We start from the raw sequence: 24,950 nt of genomic DNA on the forward strand, positions 1-24,950 counted from the left end.
ATCAAGTCTGCTACTAAGCAGCCAGATCATCTTGAACTTCTAATTCCCCTGTCCATACTTGTGTAAGCAGCTCAACACCAGCCTCACTTAGTAAAACGTCGCCTCCCTCATAATCAATGTCTTGGGCGGCACCCCCTGCAGCAATGACCAGATCTTCTATCCACAGATTGCAGGGAGTGAGGGGGGTAAGCTTGAGTAGCTGATCCAACTGCTGACATATTGCTGGTGGAAGATCCCGTTGGATGATTTGGTAGAGGGCAATTCCGGTGCGCTGTTCTATTCCACCGAGAACTTGATGCATATACCAAGCGGCTTCGTTCGTGGGGAGTTGTTCTAGCCGCTTTTGCAGTTTTTGTAGGAGGGTCGCTAGAAAATCAACGCCGAGATGTTGATTCAGTCTTTGCACAGGACTATCTAAATCCCGTTCAATGACGTTAGAGATTTCATGCCAGTTAATATCGGGAAATGCAGTTTGCAGCAAAATAAAGCCGCGCTCGTTAATGTGACAAGTTCCTTGACTGAGGTCATAGGAGAAATCCTCCCCCGGTTGGGCCCCGGCTTCAATTAGCATACGAAATAGTTGAACGTTGTCAGAATTCATAATAAGAGCAGTTAGAGATGGTCGCTATACGTTTTTTAATATTTTGATTTTCATATCAACCTAGCTACTACGGATGAAGACTGGTGTATCTGTGGGTACAGAATCCTCAAAAGGATTATAAAATCAAGCCAAAAAATTGAGTTGTCAAAGTGTACGACGTGTATAGCTTTCCTGGTAGCGTATGAATACGTAGCTTGTGTCAGTTTCACCGTGCGTCTACGGAACCTAGGTTAAGCTTAAGTAGGCTTTATATACGATGCCTATCTAAATAATAGATAAATTTAAGTTAGTATAACCTCACCCATAGGGGTACGCCTGCGCGCTATGGCTGCTCTCGATAGGCCGCATAGACAGCGTTGACGTTATACCAGTTCAGAAAAATGCGGGCGACTTCTAGGGAAAGCTGAGGACGTCCTTGGTCAATCAGCCACTGCAATAAAGGTTTGAGTGTGCGTTCGTTCAGCAGACCACCCAGGGAAAGCAGGCCCCATAGCAACCGATGTAACCAGGTCATTTGAATCATCATACGCACGTCCAGGGTGGGGTGTTTTTGATAAAACACGACGCCCATGCGTGCCCGCTGGATTTCTACATCAATGAGTCGGGGTAAATCGTCCAGGCTGAAGGGTGGATGCCAGTGATACCCTACGGCTTCCGGGCATTTGACTAGCTTTAGCCCTAAGTTTTTGAGGCGTACGCCTAGTTCTAAGTCTTCCCAGCCATATTGGGTGAACTGGGTATCAAATAATCCTGCTTCAGTGAGCCAATGTTTTGCGATCGCAACATTCCCTGTTGCAAAAAAGGCTTGGGAATAGTCCGTCACCTTAAAGGGTTCTGACGTAGGTTCGTCAAAATTGCAGGTATTCACCACTCGCCCATAGGTAAATACGCGGTCATTGCCCTGACTAGTGTAATGCTTGGTTAGGGCATCGGCATGGTGCTGTAAAAAGCCATCGAGCACCACTAAATCGCTATCGATAAAAATGATGGTATCGCCGATGGCCTTCTCTACTCCCAGGTTACGGGCAACGGCAGCGCCCCTGTGGTTTTGCTCGTAGAGTTTGACATGGGGAAATTGTTCAGACCGTAACCACTCAACGGTGCCATCAGTGGAGCCATCATCCACCACCACGATTTCATACCCTTTGATTTGTGTATTGGGGCGAACTATCTGGTGTTCCATGGCCCGCAGGCATTTTTCTAGAATGGGTCTGCGGTTGTATGCGGGAATAACAACACTGAAATACATGGATACATGATTAGGGGCATTGCCCTCTATGATAACGGTCTGGTCAGACTATCTCAGGCAAGTTTGTTGGCCTTCTCACTCTTGTCCGTAATAATTGGCGTGTCACGATTTAATCGCAAATATCAAGAATCTAGATACCTTGAGCCTTCTTAAACTGCAATAATAAATGGCTGTGATTTTATTTCTAGGTTAAAACTATGGGTCGGGCTGAACGGGTTGTACTTGCCTATTCGGGCGGTGTGGACACGACTGTGTGCATTCCCTACTTGAAAAATGAATTTGGTGTCAAAGAGGTGATTACCCTAGCTGCGGATCTTGGCCAAGGCGAGGAACTCGGCCCAATTCAAAAAAAAGCACTGACGGCTGGTGTGATGGAATCGTTGGTGGTCGATGTGACCGAAACCTTTGTCACCGATTATGCGTTCCCGGCCATTAAAGCTAATGCACTCTATGAAGGGCGCTATCCTCTATCTACTGCCCTGGCGCGTCCGCTGATTGCTAAAGCGCTGGTGGCAGCGGCTGAAAAGTACGGGGCGGATGCGGTGGCCCATGGCTGTACGGGGAAAGGAAATGACCAGGTGCGGTTTGATGTTGCGATCGCCGGTCTCAATCCCAAGCTCAAGGTATTAGCCCCCGCGCGGGAGTGGGGCATGAGCCGGGAAGAAGCCATTGCCTACGGCGAGAAATTTGGCCTCACGTTTCCCGTGAAAAAGTCTTCTCCCTACAGCATTGATCGCAATCTTCTCGGTCGCAGCGTCGAAGCCAGTGTACTGGAAAATCCCTGGACTGAACCCCCCGAAGAAGTTTACGCGTTGACCAAGGCCATTACTGACACCCCCGATCAGCCCGAGTACATTGAAATTAACTTTGAGCAAGGTGTCCCTGTTGGCATCAACGGACAGTCTTTAGGGCCGGTTGAACTGATTAGCCAGCTCAACACTGTAGCTGGTAACCATGGTATTGGCCGTCTCGACCTGATTGAAAACCGAGTTGTCGGTATCAAATCTCGCGAGATTTATGAGACACCGGCCCTGATCGTGCTAATCACTGCCCACCGAGAGCTTGAAAGTCTCACCCTCAATGCCAAGGTCACCCAATACAAGCGAGGCATTGAACAAACCTACAGTGAATTGGTGTACAACGGACTTTGGTTTAGCCCTCTCAAAGACGCACTAGACGCGTTTATCGAGAAAACTCAAGAACGGGTATCAGGCACTATTCGCCTCAAACTCTTTAAAGGCAATGCCACCGCTGTCGGTCGTAAGTCTGCTAACTCTCTTTATACCGAAGAGCTAGCAACCTACGGCGCGGACGATCAGTTTGACCACAAAGCCGCTGAAGGATTTGTCCACATCTGGGGTCTACCCACCCGCATTTGGTCCGAAAAAATCCGTTCTTCATCATAAAATCAAAACCGGTAAATATCCTAAACTCAAGGCTATTTCGCTATCCTGGGTTTAGGATATTTCATATGGAGATAGCAACGGACTTAACCATGCCTTATCTCTCTAGAATTAGTATTGACGACTACCGTCATCTGAAAAATATTGATATTGACTGCGGTGAAGATGGCAAGCACCTGATCTTAACTGGCCCAAATGGTTCTGGAAAATCTACGATTCTGACTACTATCCGGAATGAGCTACACTATCAAATTTTTGATTCTAGGTCAGGAGGCGCGTGGCGTCCTGAGCCCTGGGAACCGGAAGTGACCAGCCTGAAATCGAGGATGAATAACTTAGAATCCAGGATGACTAACCATACAGTCGATGAAACCAGTCTAAATCGTGATCATTTTCCAGAATGTAAGATAACTTTTACTGGCAGTTCAATGCCAAGAAGAGATACTCCCAATCAGAGTATTCTTACCTACTTTGATCCTTATCGAAAACCTCATTTTGACGAGCCTGCTGGACCAAAGTCTTATAATTTATCTAGTAATCAATTCAGGCTTGATACACCTATTAGTGACTTGTTGTTGCAAGTGTTTGTGAATCAAAAAACGCAACAAGCCTATGCAACCGTAGAAAATGAGTATGCGACCGTTGAAGCGATAGAAAGCTGGTTCGAAGAAATGCGAACCGCTTTATCAGTTATATTTGACGATCCAAAATTAGAACTTATATTTGAACGAGATAGGTTTTTATATCGCATATGTTTAGACGATCATCGTGTTGTTGATTTCAATCATTTAGCCGATGGTCATAAAGCAGCTTTGGCCATAGTTGCTGATTTACTGATTCGTAAAGATATTATTATTCGGGAATCTGGTTTTCTTGAGCCTGATGGTATTGTGCTTATTGATGAAATTGAAACTCATCTACATCTCAAGTTGCAAGAGATAATTCTTCCTTTCCTGTGTAATCTATTTCCAAAAGTTCAGTTTATTATTGCTACGCATTCTCCAGCTGTGATTGCCAGTGTCGATAACGCAGTGATTTATGACTTACAACTAAAGCGTCAGGTGAACAGTAGCGAACTTCAGGGTATTCGTTACGGTACTCTCATGACCTCTCATTTTGGTATATCGTCAGATTTTGATTTGCAAACAACCGAAAAACTTGAAGAGCTAAAACAACTTTATCAAAAGCAACGGGATGAAGCCGAAAACCAACGAATGCGGCAGCTAGCAGAAGACCTCTCAGCCACTAGTCATACCCTTGCCCTAGAAATTTTACTGGACCTAAAATCATCACAGTCATCGAATGATTAATGTTAACCGTTCCCCTGAGCCGCCAATATCCTTAGCAATGTGTAAATCTTGGCGGAGCGATGATGTTTTGGAAAGACTCCATAGTGATTTTTTAGGTAAATGCTATCTCACTGAAGAGGTGCTGACGCTTGGCAGGATTTCAGTCGATCACTTTCGACCAAAAGGAATGCCAGAGTTCGAGCATCTTACCTATGAGTGGAGTAATCTATATCCAACATCTGTAGATACAAATTCACGGCGGCTAAAATGGCCAGAAGGTGGCTTGCTTGATCCTGCTGCTCCTGATGAAGATATAGAAAAGCGTTTACAACAATGGCTAGACGATCACTGTCTGCCTAAATTTGCGGCGACAGACCCTGATGATCTAAAAGCTGTCAATACAGCCCATCAGCTTGATCACATCCACAATGCTCGTCATCCTAAAGCTGCTGATCTACGAGAGGCTATTCGCACTTATTACATCAAAGTATTGGAAAAGCTTCACGAGTTACGTGATGCAGTTGATTCTCAGCCTCAAAAATCCGTCGATATTACTAAGCTGAAAACGGAGCTTAGCGATATGCTAAGTCGACATGCACCTTTTACAGCATTGATCCGCAGCAAGTTGATAAACAGATGGCCATATTCTGAATACTTCGATTAAAACTCAAAAATTTTGCAATCAAGCCAAATTAAACCACCCCGTCATTGCCACTGCCAACGCATCAGCCGCGTCGTCAGGACGAGGAATTTTGTTTAGTTTGAGTTCTCGTTGGACGGCTTCTTGCACATCTTGTTTATCGGCATTGCCATAGCCTGTGAGCGCCTGTTTGATCTGAGCCGGAGTAAACTCCACAAATGGCAGCTGGTGCTGTGCTAAGACAAGCATCACCACACCTCTGGCCTGGGCCACCAAAATGGTATTGCCCATGCGATAAAAGAACAACTTTTCAATCGAAACAGAATCGGGCTGATAGGTCTCAATTACACTATTGAGATCGTCATAAATGGTACACAGCCGTGAACCTACTTCTGTGCCAGCAGGTGTTTCAATAATGCCAAAATCAACCACCTCAAGATCGGGCTTAAGATCTCGGTTGGTGGCTGGATCATATTCAAGAATGCCGAATCCTAGGATAGCTAAACCAGGGTCCAATCCTAGAATTCGTTTGCGCATCTATCGGGCACCCACAGGCGTACGACCATTGCTGGCAGGATCAGGAATGGTCACACCAAAGACATTGCCAAAGGTCTTCTCTACCTTGTGGCCAGAGTCGATAGACTCCAGCGGATCCTTCCGTAGACGATGGCGCAGGCACAGGGCAATTACCGTTTGAATATCGTCAAGGGTAACCTCTGTACGACCTTCATAGGCCGCCAGGGCTTTGGCCGCTCGGTTTGAAACAATATCGCCTCGCAAACCATCCACATCCAGTTCAGAACACACTTGGGAAATCTGAACCCGATATTCATGGTCGATGGTGACAGCTTTGAGACGCTGCTGCGCACCTACAATTTTCTCCTGTAGGGCAGTTTGCTCAGCTTGGTATTTTGATAAAAATGCATCGGGATCTTGGTCAAACTCAGAGCGCTGCTCCACAATTTGGACACGCTGGGCGGGATCTTTGACCGTACGGATTTCGGCATGCATACCAAAACGGTCTAGCAGCTGGGGTCGCAGTTCGCCTTCCTCTGGGTTCCCTGAGCCAATCAAGACAAACTGGGCCGGGTGACGAATGGAAATTCCCTCACGCTCCACGGTATTGCGACCTGAAGCGGCTGAGTCCAGCAGGACATCCACTAGATGGTCATCTAACAAGTTGACCTCGTCAACGTACAGCAGACCTCGGTTGGCCTTAGCCAGCAGACCAGGTTCAAAAGCTTTAACACCCTCAGATAGTGCTTTTTCAATGTCAATAGTGCCGCATACACGGTCTTCAGTTGCACCCAGGGGAAGGTCCACCATGGGTACTTTCATGGTTCCTTCTGGAATAGACTGACCTTCGTACTCACGCTTAACCTCAGGATCTTGAGGCTCACGGTTAAACGGATCGTTCTCTACCACACTGATCTCAGGCAGCAGGTCTGCCAAGGCACGGATTGTCGTGGACTTGCCAGTACCGCGATCACCCATGATCATCACCCCGCCGATCTTAGGGTCAATGACATTCAAGATCAGGGCCAGTTTCATATCTTCTTGGCCGATTACCGCAGTAAAGGGAAAAACGGCGCGCCGGGTAGAGGTAGCAGTACTCACAGGGCTTCTTAAATGCAGGGTTATTTAACGACTAGGTTTTATTGTGCCACAGTGCGGTTCGCCTACTGCTGTCATTCAGTTTCTGCTCATTTAGGCCTCAGGTGCATACGTTAATCTATCAGCAGCTGCATTTGTCACGTTCTCTGTTCGCCGAAGTCATGAGCTTTATCCACATTCGTCCCAACTGGCAATTGCCTGAAAAATTCGCAACGTCAAAAGCTGCTTACCTAAACCGTCGTCGCTTTCTAAAGAACTTGGCTGGTGTGGGGCTGGGGATTGCGGCTACGAGCTGTACCGGTCGCCCCTTAACTGCACAAGGGACCGAGGAACTAGCCAGCACGTTTGGTGACCCCCTCAGTAATTTCACAACGAATTCGGTATTTGCAGATGCTGGGCGTTCGGTGACTAACCAATTATTTGCCAGTCGTTACAACAACTTTTATGAATTTGGCCTTACTAAGAATATCTGGTCGAATGCCCAAAGACTGCCCACAGATCCCTGGAAACTGGAGGTTTCAGGGTTAGTCAAAAACCCTAAAACCTATGATCTAGACGATCTCTATAATAGGTTTCCTCTAGAAGAACGCATCTATCGATTTCGCTGTGTTGAAGCGTGGGCCATGGTGGTTCCCTGGTTAGGGTTTCCCATGCGTAAAGTTTTAGAAGATGTAGAACCGACATCAGATGCCAAATTTGTGCGCTTTGAATCGTTCTATGACGAGAACATTACCGAAGGTCCCTCAATATCGTTCTCAAACTTACCTTGGCCTTATCACGAGGGGTTACGCATTGAGGAAATGGCCAATGACCTAGCCTTCTTTGCTGTGGGTATCTACGGTCGCACCATGCCCAAACAGCACGGTGCTCCGATTCGTATGGTGGTGCCCTGGAAGTATGGCTTTAAAGGCGCTAAATCCATTGTCAAAATCGAGTTCCTAGCAGAGCAACCAGCCACCTATTGGAATACAATTTCTCCCAACGAATACAAATTTGAGGCTAATGTTGAGCCTGACGTCCCTCATCCCCGCTGGTCACAGAAACGAGAACGCTTGGTGGGTGCAGGCGAAGCATGGGATTGGGAAAAGCAGGATACGTTGATTTACAACGGCTATGGTGACTATGTAGCTGACCTTTATGCCTAGGTGGGGAAAGTTTTGCTCATTTTGCAATGAACAATACCAGCTTCTAAAAACTCAGGGCTCGTAATGTCATAGCCCAGGGATTGATAAAACGGGACTGCCATTTTCTGTGCATGGCACCATAGTTGGGATAGCTGATGGTCGCGACCAATAGATTCGATTTCTTCCATGATTCGCCGTCCCAGTCCTCGACGTCGAAAGCTAGGTAATACGGCTAGGCGACCAATTTTTCCATCATTACGGATGTCTAGGCGGGCTGTGCCTGCAGGGCAGCCGTCAACCAAGGCCAGTACATGCTTGGCAATGGGGTCACGGTCATCCATCTCAAGTTCTACAGGTACACCTTGCTCAGCTACAAATACGGTTTCGCGGATGGTACGAATGGCAGAATCGTAGGCCGAAAGTTCGCAACGGACAATTTCGATGGCCATAGAGAGGGCTGAATTGGGTTATAAAAAACGAGTGCCACGGTCACTTTGCCATATTATGCATATTGCTGACCCCGACTATATCAATCCTGTTTTTTCCTTTCCCTATCGCGGTGTGACGATCCAAATTACCCGTGGCACCTATCTGGGAGCAACGATTTATACAGCCTGGGTTGACTATGCTACAGGCAGTGCGGTAGCTGTACCCAAGGCCTATAGCCGAAGTGAAGCAATTAGACGCGCAAAGGATTGGGTTATCAAGAAATTTGTGTTCTGAATAAAAAACAATTAGTGAGTGATCAGCCACTGGCTTACCCACTAATTGTTTTCATGTGACAAGAATTAAATATCATTGCTGATTTAGGGATGAGTTGATCTAGCAAAATTACCTTAGCCCTCATATCTTGCAGATCAAATCCTCCCGAAGATAAGCAATGGTAATAATTTAGTCGATTGAGTCGGTTGATTCTTCAGTACTTACATCTTGAGCTGAGGAGGCATCTTCCTTCTTGTCTGGAATGAATAACTTTTCCAAACGTTCTTTCGACCAGCTTTCACTGACAAATGAGACGGCACTGATCTCTTCCAGACGCACTAGCCAAACGGTTCGGCGAGAGACTTCGTCGTCGGGCTCATCGTCTTCATCAGGCTCGTATACATGAACATAAACGATTTCAACACAGGTATCGTCCAGGTATACAGGAACACCACTTAACCCCCCCCAAGGAAGGCGAACCTGAACTTCAGTGCCTTCTTGCATCGCCTCATCTAGACGCTGATGTAAACGCCCAGAATAGGACTGCTTTTTATTATCCCCAACGAGGTAAGGTCCTTGCCGATTAGTAGTCATGGCGATCCCTGTCAGCTAATGAACAAATTAAATTAATCAATAGTTACGTTGAGGTTGACCAACGCGTTCAAAATGCAGCTATCAAAATGCTACTGTTTCGTTATGGTTATAGATCGATAACGATTGAACTTCATTAGATCCCCTTATTAAAGGTTTGGTTTCTTATTTGAATTACATCGCTAAACATGGATTTAGGGGTATCTTAACTATGAGCTTAGGACGATCATCCTGTATATCTAGCTTACTCAGTTGGCTTAGGCGTGACAGTAAGTATTTCTGCACATTGTGGAAATAAGCTATGGGGGGGCATCTGCTCACCTGGCTAATGCTTTCAGGCAGCAAAATGTCAAATGTCTTTAGAATTTTGGGCGGATTAGGTTGGGGGGACCTAAATTACCTGTGGTTATTGATGCTTGCACCGTTGCAAATATTCATGGGCAATTTCCTAAAGATTGCCTAGATATGTGACACATATTATACACAGGCAGTATGTTGCTGATTTCGCAATTCTAGCTGATCTTTTTAAGAACGGTTTGCTTTGATTTAATTAGCTTTGATGGTTATTGAGAACAATCTTTTTGATTGGCCTTTACCCAGAGAAAAAACTCTTGATATGTACGATTTGTCACATCTGTCAAAATTCGAGAGCGATACGTGAAATGGCCTATTAAAATGAGTCAATTCTGCAAATGTTCTTTAAGATTAAAGCAATCGAACAACCAGTTTGTAACCTGTCCTAGTAGTGGCTAGAGGCATGGAGCTGAACGCTACTGTAGTAGAAGTACATTGGGATATTATGGCGTTTGCCTTAAACCAGTACAGAAAAAAATTCCATAGGGGATGTAAACTCAGACTTACGGTTTCGAACTTTTTGTACTACAACTGTAGTATGTAAGTGTCCATTCTATATAATTCCTAAAAACGATTAATGAGCCTGAATACCAAGCTGCCCACTACTGATATGCAAGTCACTAGCATCCGTTTCGAGCGGGAGCTGATTGATAAGCTCAAAACCCTGGCAGGCAGTCGTGGGTATCAGTCACTGGTACGCGAGGTGCTGTGGGATTATGTGCGTCAACATTCTGATGATCCTGGCTTTCAGATACAGCGTCAGCAAATTCGTGCCATTATGGCTGCCGAAGCGCAACGTCGTGAGCGCTGTGCCCTAACTGGAGTCACCATTGAGCCTGAAGAGGAGATGTGGATGGCGTTTACAACGGATCATGAATTAGTGCCATTAAGTGTCGATAGCTTGGAAATAGACTAGAGTAGCGGTTTTGTGGCAAAAATTCTTGGTAGGACTACACCTGTTTGTGTATGGGGTTAGCCTTGTTCAACCCTATGTCTGGTAGTCTGGCGGCTATATGCTTCAATCTTGCCGTCAATGCTTTTAAATCTTTGCCCTTGTGGAAGTGGATCTGCCTATGCCAGGTGCTGTGAGCCCTATTTGATAGGGGGCGATGTAGCACCTACGGCAGAGGCTTTAATGCGATCGCGATATACAGCCTATTGCGAGGGTAATGTGGATTATCTACTCGCTACCCATCATCCAACCAAGCGGACGTTTGACGATCGCATTAACCTGCTTAAAAGTATTAAGACTACGGTTTGGCAATCCCTGACCGTGGTCAGCACCCGCAAAGGCCGTGCTAATGACACCGTTGGCCAAGTGGAATTTATGGCGGTTCACAGCCAGCCAGAGTGGGGCCAACTGCATGAACGTTCCAGGTTTACCAAAGAAAAGGGTCGCTGGTTTTATCTAGATGGTGAGATGCTGCCGCCGATACTACCAAAACGTAATCAACCCTGTTGGTGTGGGAGCGGTAAGAAGTTTAAACATTGCCACGGTAAATAGATTGTGAAGTATGGGTTTTGAGTTCTAAGGAGCAAGCCATAAATAAATTCCAAAAGTAAATGCTGAAGAGACGTTCCATGGAACGTCTATACATCCAAAATTTGGAAATTAATTAATTTTTGCTTCCTAAGTCACTTGCTTTACGGCAAGTTAGGGCCAAATAAAGGACGCCAACTCTCATAATTCATCATTCAAAACTAAGAACTATTAACCTCAACCTGTTTACTACAAACTACGTAGCCAATTTACGCACTGGCCCTCACTCGATACCCTCCTCATTACGCTACGTTAGTCTCAGTGAGGAGACATCGGCTAAGTTTACGGTAATAAGGAGCGAATCATGGGCTGGATGACAATGCCTCAGATTTCAGGTTTGAAAATTCTCCCCTTCTCCCATATCCTATCGATCACTAAGGTCAGCGTACTTGCCTTAAGTGTGACATTGGGGCCTACTCTGGGGGGGGGTTTGGTTTTAGCCAATGACGGTGAAGAGGCTCCTGAACCTGTTAGCTCTCGGTTTACCTGTGAGATTCAAGATGGTGAGTACACAGTCATGTATCGTCCCAAGAGTGAGCCTGGTCAAGCATATCCTTGGGCTGTGCCCGCAGAAATGGGTGGTGGCTGGACTCCTGAACGTCGTTGTGAGACTATTAGTGCCCGACTAGAGGAGTATCGTCCTGACGGTCTTGTCGAGCTACGTACAGATGTTGAAAATGGTTACAACACGGTGTGTGCGACTACTGAAGAATCATTAGAATCTTGCCGCATCGTCTTTACTGTACCCCCCGGTCAAGACCCAGTAGCAACACGGGATGCTGTCTTTTCTAACATTACCCTAGCGGATGCTGGAACAGGTACTAACGCAGTCAATACCTTTGTGGGTGGTGCAAGATTGCCCGAGACTGATTTGTTCGGAGTCGGGGCTTTGGATAGTGAGATTTTGGGAGCGGTGGATGAGATTTTTGGAGGTCGTTCCTCCACGCAGCATCACGGTATTTATCTGAAGCCTTATCTAGACCCTACAGATGGTGGTACTGGTGAGTATCTCAATCAGGCAGGTCGCAGTTTCAATCCTGACAATTTCCGTTAGGTATTGGTCTATACAGTTACATAAATGGGGGTGACACCATCGTGGTGTCACCCCCATTAGGTTGTTACTCTGACTAGCTGAGCCAGCCATTTATATCTTTGTGCCCATAATCTTTGTGCTCATAGTTCACACCCTATTGGAGCCTGCCCTAATAGGGTGGCAGTAACTGATCGGACCAAAGGCCTTTAGTCTCTAGCCATGCTCGGTTAAATATTTTTGACTGATAGCGAGAGCCACTATCACACAGTACGGTGACGATGGTGTGTCCGGGGCCTATTTGCTTAGCCAGGGCAACTGCTGCGCCTACATTGATACCTACGGATCCACCCATGTAGAGACCATCTTTATACAGAAGCTGATAAACCACGCGCAACGCTTCAGGGTCATCAATTTGAATGGCATCATCGGCAGGGGCTCCAGCCATGTTGCCGGTAACGCGACCGTTGCCGATGCCTTCGGTAATAGAGTTGCCTTCAGCCTGGATTTCACCTGTTTTGACGTAGCTGTATAGACCGCTGCCCATGGGGTCGGCTACTACACACTTAATGTCAGGATTTTTTTCTTTAAGAAACATCGCGGTACCGGCATAGGTACCGCCGGTACCGGTTGCCGCAACCCAGGCGTTAATTGTGCCATCGGTCTGCTGCCAGATTTCGGGGCCAGTGGTTTCATAATGAGCCTGTCGGTTGGCCAAATTTTCAAACTGATTTGCCCAAATAGCATTGTCCATTTCTTCGGCTAGACGGCCCGATACTTTAACGTAGTTGTTGGGGTCGCGATACGGAACAGCTGGAACCGTGCGTACTTCTGCACCTAAGGTGCGGAGCAGATCAATTTTCTCTTTAGATTGTGTTTCGGGAATGATGATAACGCACCTGTAGCCCTTGGCATTACAGATGTGTGTTAGGCCAATACCGGTATTGCCAGCCGTTCCTTCAACAACGGTGCCACCGGGTTTGAGTAATCCTTTCTTTTCGGCGTCTTCAATAATGAAGAGAGCCGCTCGATCTTTCACCGAGCCACCGGGGTTAAGAAATTCAGCTTTACCTAAGATTTCACAGCCAGTTTCGTCGGAGAAGCTATTGAGCCGAATCAGCGGGGTGTTGCCAACGGTGCCAACAAAACCTTGCTTGATATCCATAGGAGCCTTCGTGCAGTAAACGTTGGTAATAATCAGTCTTTTTATCCTAATGGGGAATGGGACGTGGTTAACGATGGAAAAGAATAAAAAGAAACGTAACGCCTTATGGCCAAAGGCTAAGGTCAATGGAGGTGGTTAACGGTGGCAGTGTATCAATTAAACCGGCCTGGGCAAATTGCTGAGCAGAGTGCTGCCACCGTGTTGCATTGAGGGTGCCGATAGTCTGGTTACTGTTTTGTACATAGTTGGCAATAATCTTGAGGGATTGGGTTTGATAATCAAGATCTTGGTAGTTTGGTTCAACGTATTGCTCTACCAACAGACGAGCGGTTTGTTCGGGATGATTGATGGCCCAGTGCCAGCCTGCAAACGTGGCGGTCAAAAAGCGTTTTATGGTTTGGGGGTGCTTGGCGACTAACTGGGTAGGGGCAAAAATTACTTGGCTGTAAGCATCGAACCCGTAGTCATGGAAGGTCAACACTGTTGGTGATTGGCCCAGACGACGGGCAAAATCTAGGGGTTCATCCAGGGCATAGCATTGGACAGCATCGAATTCGCCATTGATTAGACGCTGATGCTTATTGCGATAGGGAATGGTGACAATATCGATTGGGTCTGAAGGGATATGATTTTGGGATAGAACCTGTTCTAAGGCTTTGCGCCCGTCGCTATGGACGCCAACGCGTTTGCCAGGTAGCTGTTGGAGCTGGCTGAAGCCTTTTTGGGGCAGACTCATGAGGGCTAACGGAGATGCTTGGAGCATGGTTGCGATCGCAACCACATCCACTCCCTGAGCCTGGGCTGCTAAAATCAGCGACTCCTCAGCACAGCCAAGGGTATGGGGCTGTGAAGCCACTGTTTTCACCACATCCAGATTAGGCGGTGCCGGCTTTAGGGTGACGGCCAGTCCCTGGCGGCGATACTCTCCATGGGCTTCTGCTACACAGAGTCCAGCAAATTGAGCATTGAGTCGCCAGTCGAGCTGCATGGTCAATGGCTGTGTCCTGCGCCAGGGAATTAGTCCGAGCCCAGCTTGCAAAAAAAGGCGACGCGATAGCACTCCTATCTCTCTCCATAACAATTACCTGGCCGCTTTACATCGTAAAGACATTTACCCTCAACCACATCTAAAACAAAGGGGGCATTGCCCAATTTTGAGTTTTGGTCATCGACAATCCGGGCAATCTAAACCCGTGGGTATGAAGTAGGAAAAGTTGATGGTTCAAGGCAGCGCAACCTTTGAAACCCTGGCGAATAGCCATCAGTTATGGACAACGCTATTCAACCATTTGAGCACAGCGATTCACCTTAAAACCCTTAAGGGAAAATGGCTCTATGCCAATGATGCCAGCTATCGCCTGTGGGAGCACGATCCGATCAGAGAGGTGAGGACCCAGCTTCCTCAGACCGATCGAGAGCTCTTGCCCCTGGCCCAAATCGCAGACTTTGCCCAGGCAGATGCCCAGGTCATTCGCCACGGAGACTGTATTGAATTCACAACGCGATACTCACGGCGCGCCAGCACAATTTTCGTTCGCAAATCTTTGATTTCATTGCTGCCAGGCAATCGGTTAATTTTGACCGAATGCCAGGATGTGACCCAATGTTATGAGCAGTCTGCCGCCGTTGGTCCTGAGGCTTTGGCAGATGCCTTACAAGAATTACAGCAAACCCAGCTACAGCTGGTGCAGAATGAAAAAATGTCCAGCTTAGGGCAACTAATGGCTGGAGTTGCCCATGAAATTAATAACCCCGTTAATTTCATCTATGGCAATATTCGCCATGCCCAATCCTACACAGAGGAACTCATGGATCTGATTGATGCCTATCGGTCTGGGCATACCCAGCCTACGGCTAGTGTGCAAGCTATGCTAGATGAGATCGATTTTGATTTTCTCTCTGCTGATCTACCTAAAGTATTAGCCTCTATGCAAGTGGGGGCTGAGCGCATTCGAGCAATTGTATCGTCACTACGCACATTTTCGCGCATGGACGAGGCGGAAATGAAAACTGTTAATCTCCATGATGGCATTAACAGCACGTTGATGATTTTAGAGCATCGATTTAAGGCTAATAACCAACGTTCTGGCATCGTTGTTCAAAAACAGTATGGTGATCTACCTGCCATTGAATGTTACGCAGGACAGCTCAATCAAGTTTTTATGAATCTCTTGACCAATGCTATTGATGCGTTAGAGGAGACCATTGACCACAATGCTACACCCCTGGAAATTAAGATTTCGACTCGGTTAGAGCAGCAGCAGGCAATTGTTGCTATTCATAACGGTGGACCAGGCATTCCACCTCATATTCAGGCACGGCTGTTTGATCCTTTTTTCACGACTAAGCCGGTGGGCAAGGGGACGGGTATGGGGCTGTCCATTAGTTATCAGATCATTCATGAACGGCACCATGGCCAGTTAACCTGTGAGTCCAGCGATGCCACAGGGACAACATTTACAATTGCAATTCCCGTGAAGCAATGTTCCTGTACTATGGCACGAAAAAAGGATGCCCCAGTGGAGCATCCTTGATGGTTCCAGCAGAGTGGATGTTATTGCCTACTTGTTAGGCTGGGGAGTCATACGCAAATAAGGCTTGAGTTCTGTAACCCCCTTGGGAAACTGCTGCTTCGCATCTTCAGTAGAGATTGAAGGTACAACGACACAGTCGCCACCATCTTGCCAGTTAGCAGGGGTGGCAACCTTGTGGTAGTCAGTCAACTGTAGGGAGTCAATGACCCGTAGAATCTCATCAAAGTTACGGCCAGTGCTAGCTGGGTAAGTAATGGTGAGACGTAGCTTCTTGTTGGGATCAATGACAAATACGGAGCGTACAGTCAAGGTGTTACCAGTGCTGGAGTTGGGGTGAATCATCCCATATAGCTCAGACACTTTCTTGTCTTCGTCAGCCAAGATGGGATAGTCAACGCTAGTACTCTGGGTTGTGTTGATGTCACCAATCCAACCCTGGTGAGATTCTACACCGTCAACGCTGAGGGCGATAGTTTTAACGTTGCGCTTGTCAAACTCAGCTCGATACTTGGCTACAGTACCTAGTTCAGTGGTGCAAACGGGAGTGTAGTCAGCAGGGTGAGAGAAAAGAACGACCCAGCTGTCGCCAGCCCATTCATAGAAATTGATATCCCCAGCGGAAGATTTCTGGGTAAAATCTGGGACCTGATCCCCTAGTTGAAGAGCCATAACCGAATTTCCTGATATTTCCTTACATCAACAACGCTTGCATTAAAGCCATGTGATTAGGCTAGTTGCGCTAAGAATCTCATAAACCCCGGTATTCCGGTCGGAGTTTAGATGATTCTTAATCATCCTATCGTGAAAGGACCCAAATGGTATCAATTGCAGCAGTTGTCTACGGGCAAATATGTATATTTTTTAACCTTGCACAGACTGCTGTGTGAGTTCTGAATACAGGTCTACAAGGAGTCTTATGCCCCAATGTTGCCATTGGTAATTTACTGATAAATGTCAGGACTTGATATCAGTTCTTCTTAAATGACAGCGATCGCATCCTGGTTTTGTGGGGCTATCCAGGTGTCGTGACCCTGAGCGAAACGAATGGAATTTTGACGAACTTTGCACAAACGATGGTCAACAGTGAAGTGGGAAGATAGTATTTCCCAGAGTTGGGGACTACATATGATGAGAGTGCCCAATTCCGATTAAGCTTAGGAACTGTAGCATCAAAGGAAAAGCCATGGCAGAGGCAGCTAAACGAGTCCTGTTGGTAGATGATGAGCCCGGCTTGCGTGAGGCGGTTCAAGCCTATTTAGAAGACAGTGACTTTCAGGTGCGCACGGCCAGCAATGCCACTGAAGGACTAGAGCTATTGCAGCAGGAACCCCCGGATGTGCTGATCTCAGACATTATGATGCCTGAGGTGGATGGCTATGCATTTCTTAAGCAGGTGCGTGAAGATCCTCGCTACAAATCGCTACCGGTAATTTTTCTGACAGCCCGTGGGATGACTAGCGATCGCATCCAGGGCTACAACGCTGGCTGTGATGCCTACCTATCCAAACCGTTTGATCCAGAAGAGCTGGTGGCCATGGTCAGTAATCTGATCGAACGCCAGGCCGCACGTACGCCAGAAGCTGGAACCGTGCCTGATATCGCTGCTATGGCCCGCCAAATTGAGGAAATTAAGGCTCTGCTCACACAGCGAGGAACGATCCCTCAAAAAACATCGCCGATTCGTATTGATCTGACGCCCCGCGAACAGGATGTATTAAACCTGGTGGCAGAAGGCCTCATGAATAAGGAGATTGCGAGTCGTCTGGGCACCACAGTCCGCAACGTCGAAAAGTACGTCAGTCGTTTATTTGGTAAGACCGGTACTAATAGCCGTACAGAGCTAGTCCGATTTGCCCTAGAGCATGGGTTGGTAACTACGTAGGTCTCGCTTTGTAAGGATGCACTGCTGCTGTGCATCCAATCGAGTGCATGGTGGATATGTGCTGACATCTTGAAGGGCGTACGTCGGTACGCCCCCACTGGAGGCTGGTTGATTGTTAACCGCTCCCTTGTGCATCGACTAACGATCATTCATCAAATAAGTCCAATGGAAAAGGTCCATAGGTGCCATTAACCAGGTCATACTCGGGCTCACTAGCGTGGAAGGAGACCAAAACGCCGCGATTTGGCCCCCCATAGTCATCTAGATACCAAGCGCCTTTGAGGGTATTGAACTTCAGGTAAATAGCACCGTCTCGTTCAGGCAAGTCTAAATTGATGGGACGGCTGAGGCGACCGACATAGGCTTCGGTTGCTGCTTTGCCTTCGGCCAGGGTATCGGTACATACACCCAGGGTTTCGTAGTCAGCTAAATCGCTAAACCATAGCAGAGCATTAATGAGATCACGCTTCTGCGCTTTAGACAGCTGGGGGGGAACTGCCAAACAGCTAAATTGCGCTAACTGCTGGCGGACTTTTTTAAGGTTGGTGGGTGACGGGGTGAGGTTTAGCATAGCGTCTGAGTAAATGTAGGCTTCGCTATGATTTCGTGGTGATAAGGTCGCTCTTAGGCGGGCTGATGGGCTCACTAAATCATGATGCCGCGCTGCCTTAGAAAACAGTGCGGTGATTATTATGCCATTGCACCTCTATCTATGACACTTACCTGCGATCGCAGCCAAGAACAGATTCACAAACGCTACAATCTGCGGGTTAAAGATATGCCGACGGAGCAACGTCCCCGCGAGCGATTGATGGCCTATGGTGCTAAAAATTTAACGTTGGCTGAACTGCTGGCGATTTTGCTGGGCACAGGGGTTAGCCGTGGTCATAAGCTATCAGCTGTGAATCTCGGTCAATGTATTCTCAATCAACTTGCCCAGGATAGTGCCACAGCCCTGGATGCTTTACGAACTGTTACACCGCAGGAGCTGATGACCATATCCGGTGTCGGAGAGGCGAAAGCTGCTGCCATCTTAGCCGCATTAGAACTGGGAAAGCGAGTTTTGCAAAATCGTCCTGCTGATCGCACAATAGTGGATGATCCCGCCGTAGCTGCTGCTGCCCTCAGTCAAGATTTAATGTGGCAATCGCAAGAGAGATTTGCGATCGCACTGCTCGATGTTAAACATCGACTCCTGGGCACCAAAATTATTTCTCTCGGTACTGCCACTGAAACCCTAGCCCACCCAAGAGAGATTTTTCGTGAAGTCATTAAACAAGGGGCTACCCGTGTGATTGTCGCCCATAATCATCCCTCCGGTATTCTTGAGCCCAGTGATGCTGACTTAGCGTTGACCCGCCAGTTGCTGGAAGGAGCAAATATTTTAGGGATTCCTCTGTTAGATCACCTAATTTTAGGAAATGGAGACTTTGTAAGTCTACGACAAACTACAGAGCTATGGAATACGCAGGCTGAATAAGCTTGGCGGCACAACAACTTGTGGAAGTGATCATGGAGTATTTAAACCCCATTGGCTACGTATAACTCAATAAATATTCGTAAATAATTACCTAAAAGTATTCTTCAATACTCTGCTTCACATTCGATGATAGGTTTGAATTTACTTGACACACAGCTGCTATCGGTCGCCGCACTTTACTAAAGTGAGCTATGGACTCTAGCTTGATTCTTTCGAATGTTTTAAACTCACCTGTCTTGTTTTTCGTTATTGGCCTGACAGCTGTGTTTCTCAAGTCAGACTTAGAGATCCCTCAGTCGATCTCCACGCTGTTCTTTGTGTATTTATTATTTGCCATCAGCTTTAATGGGGGGGACGGATTCTACGAAAGCGGTTTGAGTTCTGAGGTGGCTATAGCCTTAAGGTCAACTGTGGTGGTGGTTGCTGTCGTCTCTGTTTATTCTTTCTTTATTTTACGGCTAAAGCTTGATCTCTACAATGCTTCAGCGATTGCAGCAATCGATAGCTTTCTCTGTGCGGTAACGTTTGTAACCGCTAGTTCGTTTCTCTCTCCAGTAAATGTTGACGTTGGCAATTATCTGGTAGCTACTTTAGCGTTGATGTCATCACCAGCAATGATTATGGGTCTTTTATCGGTGAGAGTGTTTGTCAATCGACTCAAGGATAAGAGTTTGCAAGACACACTTGATTGGGGAGAATGTTTCAGGAGTCCTGCCCGAATGGTTTGGCCTTTTTGTTGGTGGGTAGTTTGTTAGTGAAGCTAGTTGCCAGTGATTTTTTCCCTTCAATACCGGCATTTCTATTTACTTTCATTTAATTCAAAACGTTTGGAGTTAGATATCGATCATGGCATTGTCTCCATCTGTTCTACTGCCAAGTCTCAATTTCAAGAATCTGCGGGGAGACTTATTTGGTGGTGTCACGGCAGCGGTTGTTGCCTTACCTTTAGCTCTGGCCTTTGGTGTTGCTTCTGGAGCAGGACCCATTGCTGGGCTATATGGAGCCATGTTTGTTGGCTTTTTAGCTGCTCTGTTTGGGGGTACTCCTTCCCAGGTCTCGGGGCCTACAGGCCCAATGACGGTAGTCATGGCATCTACCTTTGCGGCACTGACGGCTAAGTACCCAGAGGCCGGTCTCGCCATGGCCTTTACGGTGGTTATGTTGGGTGGTCTGTTTCAAATTTTGATGGGGCTTTTGAGATTAGGAAAATACATTACTTTCATGCCCTACACCGTTATCTCTGGGTTTATGTCAGGGGTGGGGGTGATTATTATCCTGATTCAAATTGGCCCTCTGTTTGGGGCTGTCGGGCAAGGTGGTGTTGTTGATTCAATTCTGCTGTATCCAACTGTTTTTAGTAATATCAATCCTGTTGCTGCCGGGCTGGGGTTGCTGACTCTAGCGATTGTGTTTGCTGCCCCGCCAAAGCTGAATCGCATCTTGCCAGCGCCTCTGATTGCCCTGGTTCTTTGCACCTATCTATCAGTGAGATTCTTCCCCAATAGCGGTATTCCTCGCATTGGTGATATTCCTTCGGGCTTGCCTAGTCTGCATATGCCCTACTTCTCTTGGGGGGCTATGAAGGACATGCTGGGGTACAGCATTATGCTGGCTGTACTGGGAGCGTTAGATTCACTGCTCACCTCCTTGGTAGCCGATAGTATTACACGCACCCAACATGATTCTGACCGTGAGCTAATTGGTCAAGGTATTGGTAATTGTGTGGCTGGCTTGTTCGGTGGTTTACCCGGAGCTGGAGCTACTATGCGTACCGTGATCAATGTGCAGACGGGGGGTAAAACTAATCTTTCGGGCATGATTCATGCCCTTGTGCTAGCGGCAATCGTGCTTAAGGCTGGTTCTTTGACTGAACCAATTCCCCATGCTGTATTGGCAGGAATTTTGATCAAAGTCGGGATTGACATCATTGACTGGGGCTTTTTGAAGCGAGCCCATCGCCTGTCTACAAAAGGGGCAAGCTTGATGTATCTGGTCATGGGACTCACGGTTTTTGTGGACCTGATTACGGCTGTGGCCGTTGGGGTATTTTTAGCCAATCTGCTGACCATTCAAGCAATTACCGATATTCAGGTACAGGATATGCGGGCAGTGACCCATGGGGATAATGAAAACTGGCTCACCCCTGAAGAACGCTCCCTGCTAGAAGCTGCTAAGGGACGAGTACTCATGTTCCATCTCAGCGGTCCCATGAGTTTTGGCGCGGCCAAATCCATCGCTCGGCGCATGGCTATCGTAGAAAATTATGAAATCCTGATTCTAGATTTGAGCACTGTCCCTAGATTAGGAGTAACGGCTTTGCTGGCGATTGAAACCATGATTAAAGATTCCTTGGCTAAACGGCGAGAGGTATTTTTGGTAGGTGCCCATGGCCAAGTTGCCCACAGGCTTGAACGGTTAGAAATTTTGCAGAAGCTGCCTCCAACCCATCAGGTTACCGAGCGCATTATTGCCCTAGAGCGCTCGATAGAGCTGATTCGTGACTATGCTCCCCGTGCAGAGGTTTAGGTGAATCAGACTGGGGTCTCCTGGGGGGATAAATGACAGATCTCTCATAATTAGTTCATTCTCAGTGCACAACGGTCTTAACTCATGGTTAGTACGTTGGGGGCATTGATGATATTTCATTGATATCCCCCAACGTATCCTTGGAACGCATGAAAATGATGCTTTCTGAGCATGCTGAATCCCTGTGCCTAGTTTAAACATCGGACGTTTGAAGGATTATATATACGTCACGTTGTTGCTTGTTTGGAAAGTCTTTTTATGCAAGCATGCTCGATCTCGGATATTTCAGGTTTGGCAGATTTAGGTCGGATGGCGGATTTAATTGGGTCGTTTAGCGATCGCAACTATCTTCAAAAAATACCCGCTCTCTTTTATGAATTTGAGCAAAACTGCGCTAACGACAGCTTAGGCTATCGCCAGATTAAACAGGCCAATGTATCGGCTGATAAAGCTCGTCTATGTACCTAGGACGGCCAATTTAGCCTTGTCAATGGAACCTTAAGTAAGTTTTAGTGATCGTATCTCATAACATCCGTATCCATATCGGCGGAAAGCACCTAAACTAGGTGCTGTTCTTACCTGAGAGACCCATGGCACCACGCGATGCGAGTAAAACGTCCACTGCTGCTTCTGAAGCCGTGGATACTGCCCCAACCAAAGCAGCAACTCCCGCTAAAGCAGCAGATCCTGCTAAAGCAGCAGATCCTGCTAAAGCAGCAGCTCCTGAAGCTGCACCCGCTGTAGATACTGGAAACTTGGACACGATCTTCAGCGCCCTCAAAACGTTAATGACCACAGTGGATAAGCTACAGAAGTCGCGCCAAGAAGTGGGCGATATCAAACCTTTAATTGTGCGGATGCTGGATGGAGAATTGCTGTCGGGAGATGAATTAGATCAGTTAAAGACAGGTGTCAGTGGCCTTTCTAAATTGGTGCGCATTTACAGTGACTACCAAACTGCCCTGGAAAAAGCTCAGCCAGCTAGAGAGATCTTAGATACGGTGCTGAAATAGCTATCATTCTCGTATCTGGAACGTTTGAGAGAAGACTGACTCGATCAACTATTCAGGACCTATATTTGTGGCAGAGAGAAGGTTGTTAGGTCTTGAATAGTTCTCCTTAGAATTTGACTTTAGCGCTGTGTTACGGCCAGAGATGTCTGTAAAAATCGACATCTGTATGAATGACATCCTTGATTGCAAGGCATGATGATTGGCTATGGGTCGTAGATCTCTTGTCCTTGGGGCTCGCTATACTTTCAATAACTCCTAGATAATGCTGAATCACAGCTTGGGTAGCATTAGGTGATTGATTGAGGGTGTCGTTGTGGCTAATCTACAGCATTTAGAACGGCTACATCAGGGTGTACAGCGATGGAATCAGTGGAGATTAAATAATCCTGAAATAGTGCCTGATCTAAGTGGTGCAACCTTATTGGCGGCTCAATTGAGTGGAGTGAATTTCAGCGGTGCCAAGCTCCATAGAGTGCAGCTAGATAAAGCGGAGTTAAGCGGTGCTAATTTGTATAAAGCTGATCTGACTCAGGCTCATCTATCGGAGGCTGACCTAAGCGGTGCAAAACTACGTAAAGCCAGGTTACGGGGTGTTAACCTAGCCAGAACCGATCTGCGAGGGGCCAATCTAACCAAGGCGCATTTACCTGACGTGGATCTAAGTGGTGCGAATCTGAGTGGTGCGAATCTGAGTGGTGCGAATCTATGTAGGGCTAACTTGAGCAGTGCCAATTTGAGCAGTGCCAATTTGAGTGGTGCTGCTTTGATGCAGACGCAAGTGTTGGGTACTGTATTTGCCAAGGCAATGCTTACCGGTGCCTGTATACAAGACTGGACTTCCAATGGTGCGACGATCTTGGAAGGGGTTATTTGTGATCATATCTATCTCAAAGATGTGCCAAAAGAGCGACATCCCAAGACAAGAAATTTCAAGCCTGGTGAGTTTGCTAGGGGCTTTCAGCAAACTACACGTGTGATTGATCTTGTTTTTCAGGGGCGTATTGACTGGCAAGCGTTTTCCCAGGCTTTCCAAACGCTTTGCCAAGAATATGTTGATGCTAATCTCTGTATCCAATCGATTGAAAAAAAGCAAGGTGGTGCTTTTGTTGTTCGTTTAGCCATGGCTCCTGATACCGATGCTGCTGTGATTGAAAGTCGGGCAAAAGAACAGTACATGGTTGAAATGCATACACTGGATGCACAGTATAAGCGGCGATTGCGATCGCAAGGATATCCTTTTAGCATGGCCCGTCATAGTATCAACATGGAGCGTCGGGATAAAGCCACCCTAATGGGCGTGTTGACCACGATGGCCAATAGTCAGCAGGGGCCCAAATATCGGATAGACAATACGTCCTTGTTGAATAGTTTGACCACGACGGGGCAAAACATAGAACTTAACGGTTATGACAAACATCCGGCTCATATCATAGATGCCCTCAGGAAAAAGGCTCTGAAAACAAGGACTTGTAAGCTAAAGGCTTTCAAGAACGTGGAACCTGTCCAAGCCAAAATTATTGAAATGTTGTTATCTGGTATGTCTCCATCGAGAATTACCAAAGTGATGCAGCTTGATCGGGGTCAGGTCAACCTTTACCAACGGCAGTCAACCTTTCGCACAGCCTTTTGGCGAGCCTTTCTCAAGAAAATGCTGGATTTTGTTGGGAGATTGCTAACCATATTGCAAAATCTGACTACTGATGCTCAGATCTCTTCAAAGTATCGTCTATGGCTTATAAAATGGTGGTTAGGCTGTTTTTTCGCAACTGTTGACTACCAAGGCCCCCCCCATGTACCTGTTTTACAGAGCGAGATTATTCATCTGTTGCTGTTTGGTATGACCCTCACAGAAGTAAGCGATGCTCTGATGATTGATCCTAGACAGGTCAATAAGTACCGACAACAACCTGCATTTCGGGTCGCCTTTTGGCATGCCTATTGTCAAAAACTGCTGGTTTTAATCAGTAAGGCTACCGATACTGCTAAAGCTCTGCTAGCTAATCCTCAGATGAATTTTAACTATCGTCTGCTCGCAGTTGGCTACTTATTCCAGAAGTGCCCCACCGACTTTACGCGCACCCTTGAAAGAATCGAATTAGAACAGATGGCCTGCGTGCTGATATCCATCAGTGCGGGACAAATTTCTGGCGTATTATCATTGTCATAGTCAACATGCTGTGTTGCTCCGCAATTCGCCTGGATAGTTTTCTTCG

General features: G+C 46.9%; 26 protein-coding genes. 16 read left to right on the forward strand and 10 right to left on the reverse strand.

Annotation, left to right across the window (positions count from 1 at the left end):
* Positions 1-13: 13 nt before the first annotated feature.
* Both U2F10_RS28695 and U2F10_RS28700 read right to left on the reverse strand, forming a co-directional pair.
* Positions 14-601: a protein kinase family protein gene (locus U2F10_RS28695; RefSeq protein WP_163663363.1), complete on the reverse strand. Its 588-nt coding sequence runs from the start codon at positions 599-601 to the stop codon at positions 14-16.
* 322 nt (positions 602-923) lie between these two features.
* Positions 924-1,850, reverse strand: coding sequence for a glycosyltransferase family 2 protein (locus U2F10_RS28700; RefSeq protein WP_163663361.1), 927 nt, complete (start codon positions 1,848-1,850; stop codon positions 924-926).
* A 197-nt stretch (positions 1,851-2,047) separates the two neighbouring features.
* On the opposite strand from U2F10_RS28700, the gene U2F10_RS28705 reads away from it, so the two are divergent.
* The 3 genes from U2F10_RS28705 to U2F10_RS28715 all read left to right on the forward strand — a co-directional run bounded on the left by U2F10_RS28705 (position 2,048) and on the right by U2F10_RS28715 (position 5,206).
* A complete protein-coding gene (locus U2F10_RS28705) occupies positions 2,048-3,256 on the forward strand; it encodes an argininosuccinate synthase (RefSeq protein WP_499873990.1) in 1,209 nt (402 codons plus the stop codon).
* An 89-nt stretch (positions 3,257-3,345) separates the two neighbouring features.
* Positions 3,346-4,563: an AAA family ATPase gene (locus U2F10_RS28710; RefSeq protein ID WP_499873991.1), complete on the forward strand. Its 1,218-nt coding sequence runs from the start codon at positions 3,346-3,348 to the stop codon at positions 4,561-4,563.
* Positions 4,556-5,206 (forward strand): HNH endonuclease family protein, encoded by a 651-nt coding sequence (locus tag U2F10_RS28715; RefSeq protein WP_499873992.1) that lies wholly within the window; start codon positions 4,556-4,558, stop codon positions 5,204-5,206. The genes U2F10_RS28710 and U2F10_RS28715 overlap by 8 nt, the downstream gene beginning before the upstream one ends.
* 18 nt (positions 5,207-5,224) lie before the next feature.
* Here U2F10_RS28715 and ruvC read toward each other — a convergent pair whose 3' ends face one another.
* Together ruvC and bchI are read right to left on the reverse strand one after the other, a co-directional pair.
* Positions 5,225-5,719 (reverse strand): crossover junction endodeoxyribonuclease RuvC, encoded by a 495-nt coding sequence (gene ruvC, locus U2F10_RS28720; protein WP_499873993.1) that lies wholly within the window; start codon positions 5,717-5,719, stop codon positions 5,225-5,227.
* Positions 5,720-6,799 (reverse strand): magnesium chelatase ATPase subunit I, encoded by a 1,080-nt coding sequence (bchI, locus tag U2F10_RS28725; protein ID WP_499873994.1) that lies wholly within the window; start codon positions 6,797-6,799, stop codon positions 5,720-5,722. It lies immediately after the preceding gene.
* Positions 6,800-6,957: 158 nt separating this feature from the next.
* On the opposite strand from bchI, the gene msrP reads away from it, so the two are divergent.
* On the forward strand, positions 6,958-7,941 hold the full coding sequence (msrP, locus tag U2F10_RS28730) for a protein-methionine-sulfoxide reductase catalytic subunit MsrP (protein WP_163703709.1): 984 nt from the start codon (positions 6,958-6,960) through the stop codon (positions 7,939-7,941).
* On the opposite strand, the gene U2F10_RS28735 is transcribed toward msrP, so the two are convergent.
* On the reverse strand, positions 7,938-8,369 hold the full coding sequence (locus U2F10_RS28735; protein WP_163663355.1) for a GNAT family N-acetyltransferase: 432 nt from the start codon (positions 8,367-8,369) through the stop codon (positions 7,938-7,940). The two genes, msrP and U2F10_RS28735, sit on opposite strands and share 4 nt — an antisense overlap.
* Between U2F10_RS28735 and U2F10_RS28740 the strand changes: the two genes are divergently transcribed.
* The gene (locus U2F10_RS28740; RefSeq protein WP_250564899.1) at positions 8,362-8,643 is read left to right on the forward strand and encodes a hypothetical protein; all 282 of its coding nucleotides are present in this window, start codon (positions 8,362-8,364) and stop codon (positions 8,641-8,643) included. The two genes, U2F10_RS28735 and U2F10_RS28740, sit on opposite strands and share 8 nt — an antisense overlap.
* A 168-nt stretch (positions 8,644-8,811) precedes the next feature.
* Here U2F10_RS28740 and U2F10_RS28745 read toward each other — a convergent pair whose 3' ends face one another.
* On the reverse strand, positions 8,812-9,216 hold the full coding sequence (locus U2F10_RS28745) for a hypothetical protein (protein ID WP_163660576.1): 405 nt from the start codon (positions 9,214-9,216) through the stop codon (positions 8,812-8,814).
* A 928-nt stretch (positions 9,217-10,144) separates the two neighbouring features.
* Here U2F10_RS28745 and U2F10_RS28750 point away from each other — a divergent pair.
* From U2F10_RS28750 to U2F10_RS28760, 3 genes are all read left to right on the forward strand, one after another.
* Positions 10,145-10,483 carry a hypothetical protein gene (locus U2F10_RS28750; RefSeq protein ID WP_006518245.1) on the forward strand — a complete coding sequence of 113 codons (339 nt, stop codon included), beginning with the start codon at positions 10,145-10,147 and terminating at the stop codon, positions 10,481-10,483.
* A gap of 117 nt (positions 10,484-10,600) precedes the next feature.
* Positions 10,601-11,071: a YchJ family protein gene (locus U2F10_RS28755; protein WP_163660578.1), complete on the forward strand. Its 471-nt coding sequence runs from the start codon at positions 10,601-10,603 to the stop codon at positions 11,069-11,071.
* Between the two features lie 340 nt (positions 11,072-11,411).
* Positions 11,412-12,161, forward strand: coding sequence for a COP23 domain-containing protein (locus U2F10_RS28760; protein WP_163660581.1), 750 nt, complete (start codon positions 11,412-11,414; stop codon positions 12,159-12,161).
* 148 nt (positions 12,162-12,309) lie between these two features.
* On the opposite strand, the gene U2F10_RS28765 is transcribed toward U2F10_RS28760, so the two are convergent.
* Both U2F10_RS28765 and U2F10_RS28770 read right to left on the reverse strand, forming a co-directional pair.
* On the reverse strand, positions 12,310-13,302 hold the full coding sequence (locus U2F10_RS28765; protein ID WP_163660582.1) for a cysteine synthase A: 993 nt from the start codon (positions 13,300-13,302) through the stop codon (positions 12,310-12,312).
* A 103-nt stretch (positions 13,303-13,405) separates the two neighbouring features.
* Positions 13,406-14,362 (reverse strand): ABC transporter substrate-binding protein, encoded by a 957-nt coding sequence (locus U2F10_RS28770; protein ID WP_499873996.1) that lies wholly within the window; start codon positions 14,360-14,362, stop codon positions 13,406-13,408.
* Between the two features lie 157 nt (positions 14,363-14,519).
* Here U2F10_RS28770 and U2F10_RS28775 point away from each other — a divergent pair, with 157 nt between their 5' ends.
* Positions 14,520-15,836, forward strand: coding sequence for an ATP-binding protein (locus tag U2F10_RS28775; protein ID WP_499868346.1), 1,317 nt, complete (start codon positions 14,520-14,522; stop codon positions 15,834-15,836).
* A gap of 27 nt (positions 15,837-15,863) precedes the next feature.
* Here the strand turns inward: U2F10_RS28775 and U2F10_RS28780 are convergent, their stop codons facing one another.
* Entirely contained in the window at positions 15,864-16,505 is a 642-nt protein-coding gene (locus U2F10_RS28780) for a peroxiredoxin (RefSeq protein WP_163660588.1), read from the reverse strand.
* 514 nt (positions 16,506-17,019) lie between these two features.
* Here U2F10_RS28780 and U2F10_RS28785 point away from each other — a divergent pair.
* Complete coding sequence (locus U2F10_RS28785; RefSeq protein ID WP_163660590.1) at positions 17,020-17,718, forward strand: response regulator transcription factor; 699 nt, start codon at positions 17,020-17,022, stop codon at positions 17,716-17,718.
* Positions 17,719-17,863: 145 nt separating this feature from the next.
* Here the strand turns inward: U2F10_RS28785 and U2F10_RS28790 are convergent, their stop codons facing one another.
* Positions 17,864-18,289: a DUF1824 family protein gene (locus U2F10_RS28790; RefSeq protein WP_163660592.1), complete on the reverse strand. Its 426-nt coding sequence runs from the start codon at positions 18,287-18,289 to the stop codon at positions 17,864-17,866.
* Between the two features lie 141 nt (positions 18,290-18,430).
* On the opposite strand from U2F10_RS28790, the gene radC reads away from it, so the two are divergent.
* The 6 genes from radC to U2F10_RS28820 all read left to right on the forward strand — a co-directional run bounded on the left by radC (position 18,431) and on the right by U2F10_RS28820 (position 24,904).
* Positions 18,431-19,198 carry a RadC family protein gene (radC, locus tag U2F10_RS28795; RefSeq protein WP_163660594.1) on the forward strand — a complete coding sequence of 256 codons (768 nt, stop codon included), beginning with the start codon at positions 18,431-18,433 and terminating at the stop codon, positions 19,196-19,198.
* A 191-nt stretch (positions 19,199-19,389) separates the two neighbouring features.
* On the forward strand, positions 19,390-19,953 hold the full coding sequence (locus tag U2F10_RS28800) for a sodium-dependent bicarbonate transport family permease (protein ID WP_163660596.1): 564 nt from the start codon (positions 19,390-19,392) through the stop codon (positions 19,951-19,953).
* 91 nt (positions 19,954-20,044) lie between these two features.
* Positions 20,045-21,724: a SulP family inorganic anion transporter gene (locus U2F10_RS28805; RefSeq protein WP_163660598.1), complete on the forward strand. Its 1,680-nt coding sequence runs from the start codon at positions 20,045-20,047 to the stop codon at positions 21,722-21,724.
* 258 nt (positions 21,725-21,982) lie between these two features.
* Positions 21,983-22,192 carry a hypothetical protein gene (locus U2F10_RS28810; RefSeq protein WP_348917889.1) on the forward strand — a complete coding sequence of 70 codons (210 nt, stop codon included), beginning with the start codon at positions 21,983-21,985 and terminating at the stop codon, positions 22,190-22,192.
* Positions 22,193-22,314: 122 nt separating this feature from the next.
* On the forward strand, positions 22,315-22,737 hold the full coding sequence (locus U2F10_RS28815) for a hypothetical protein (protein WP_499873998.1): 423 nt from the start codon (positions 22,315-22,317) through the stop codon (positions 22,735-22,737).
* A 313-nt stretch (positions 22,738-23,050) separates the two neighbouring features.
* The gene (locus U2F10_RS28820; RefSeq protein ID WP_499874000.1) at positions 23,051-24,904 is read left to right on the forward strand and encodes a pentapeptide repeat-containing protein; all 1,854 of its coding nucleotides are present in this window, start codon (positions 23,051-23,053) and stop codon (positions 24,902-24,904) included.
* The last annotated feature ends 46 nt before the right edge of the window (positions 24,905-24,950 follow it).

This window comes from Leptothoe sp. EHU-05/26/07-4 (assembly GCF_043421015.1).
In the GTDB taxonomy this organism is placed as follows: Bacteria; Cyanobacteriota; Cyanobacteriia; order Phormidesmidales; family Phormidesmidaceae; genus Leptothoe; species Leptothoe turfae.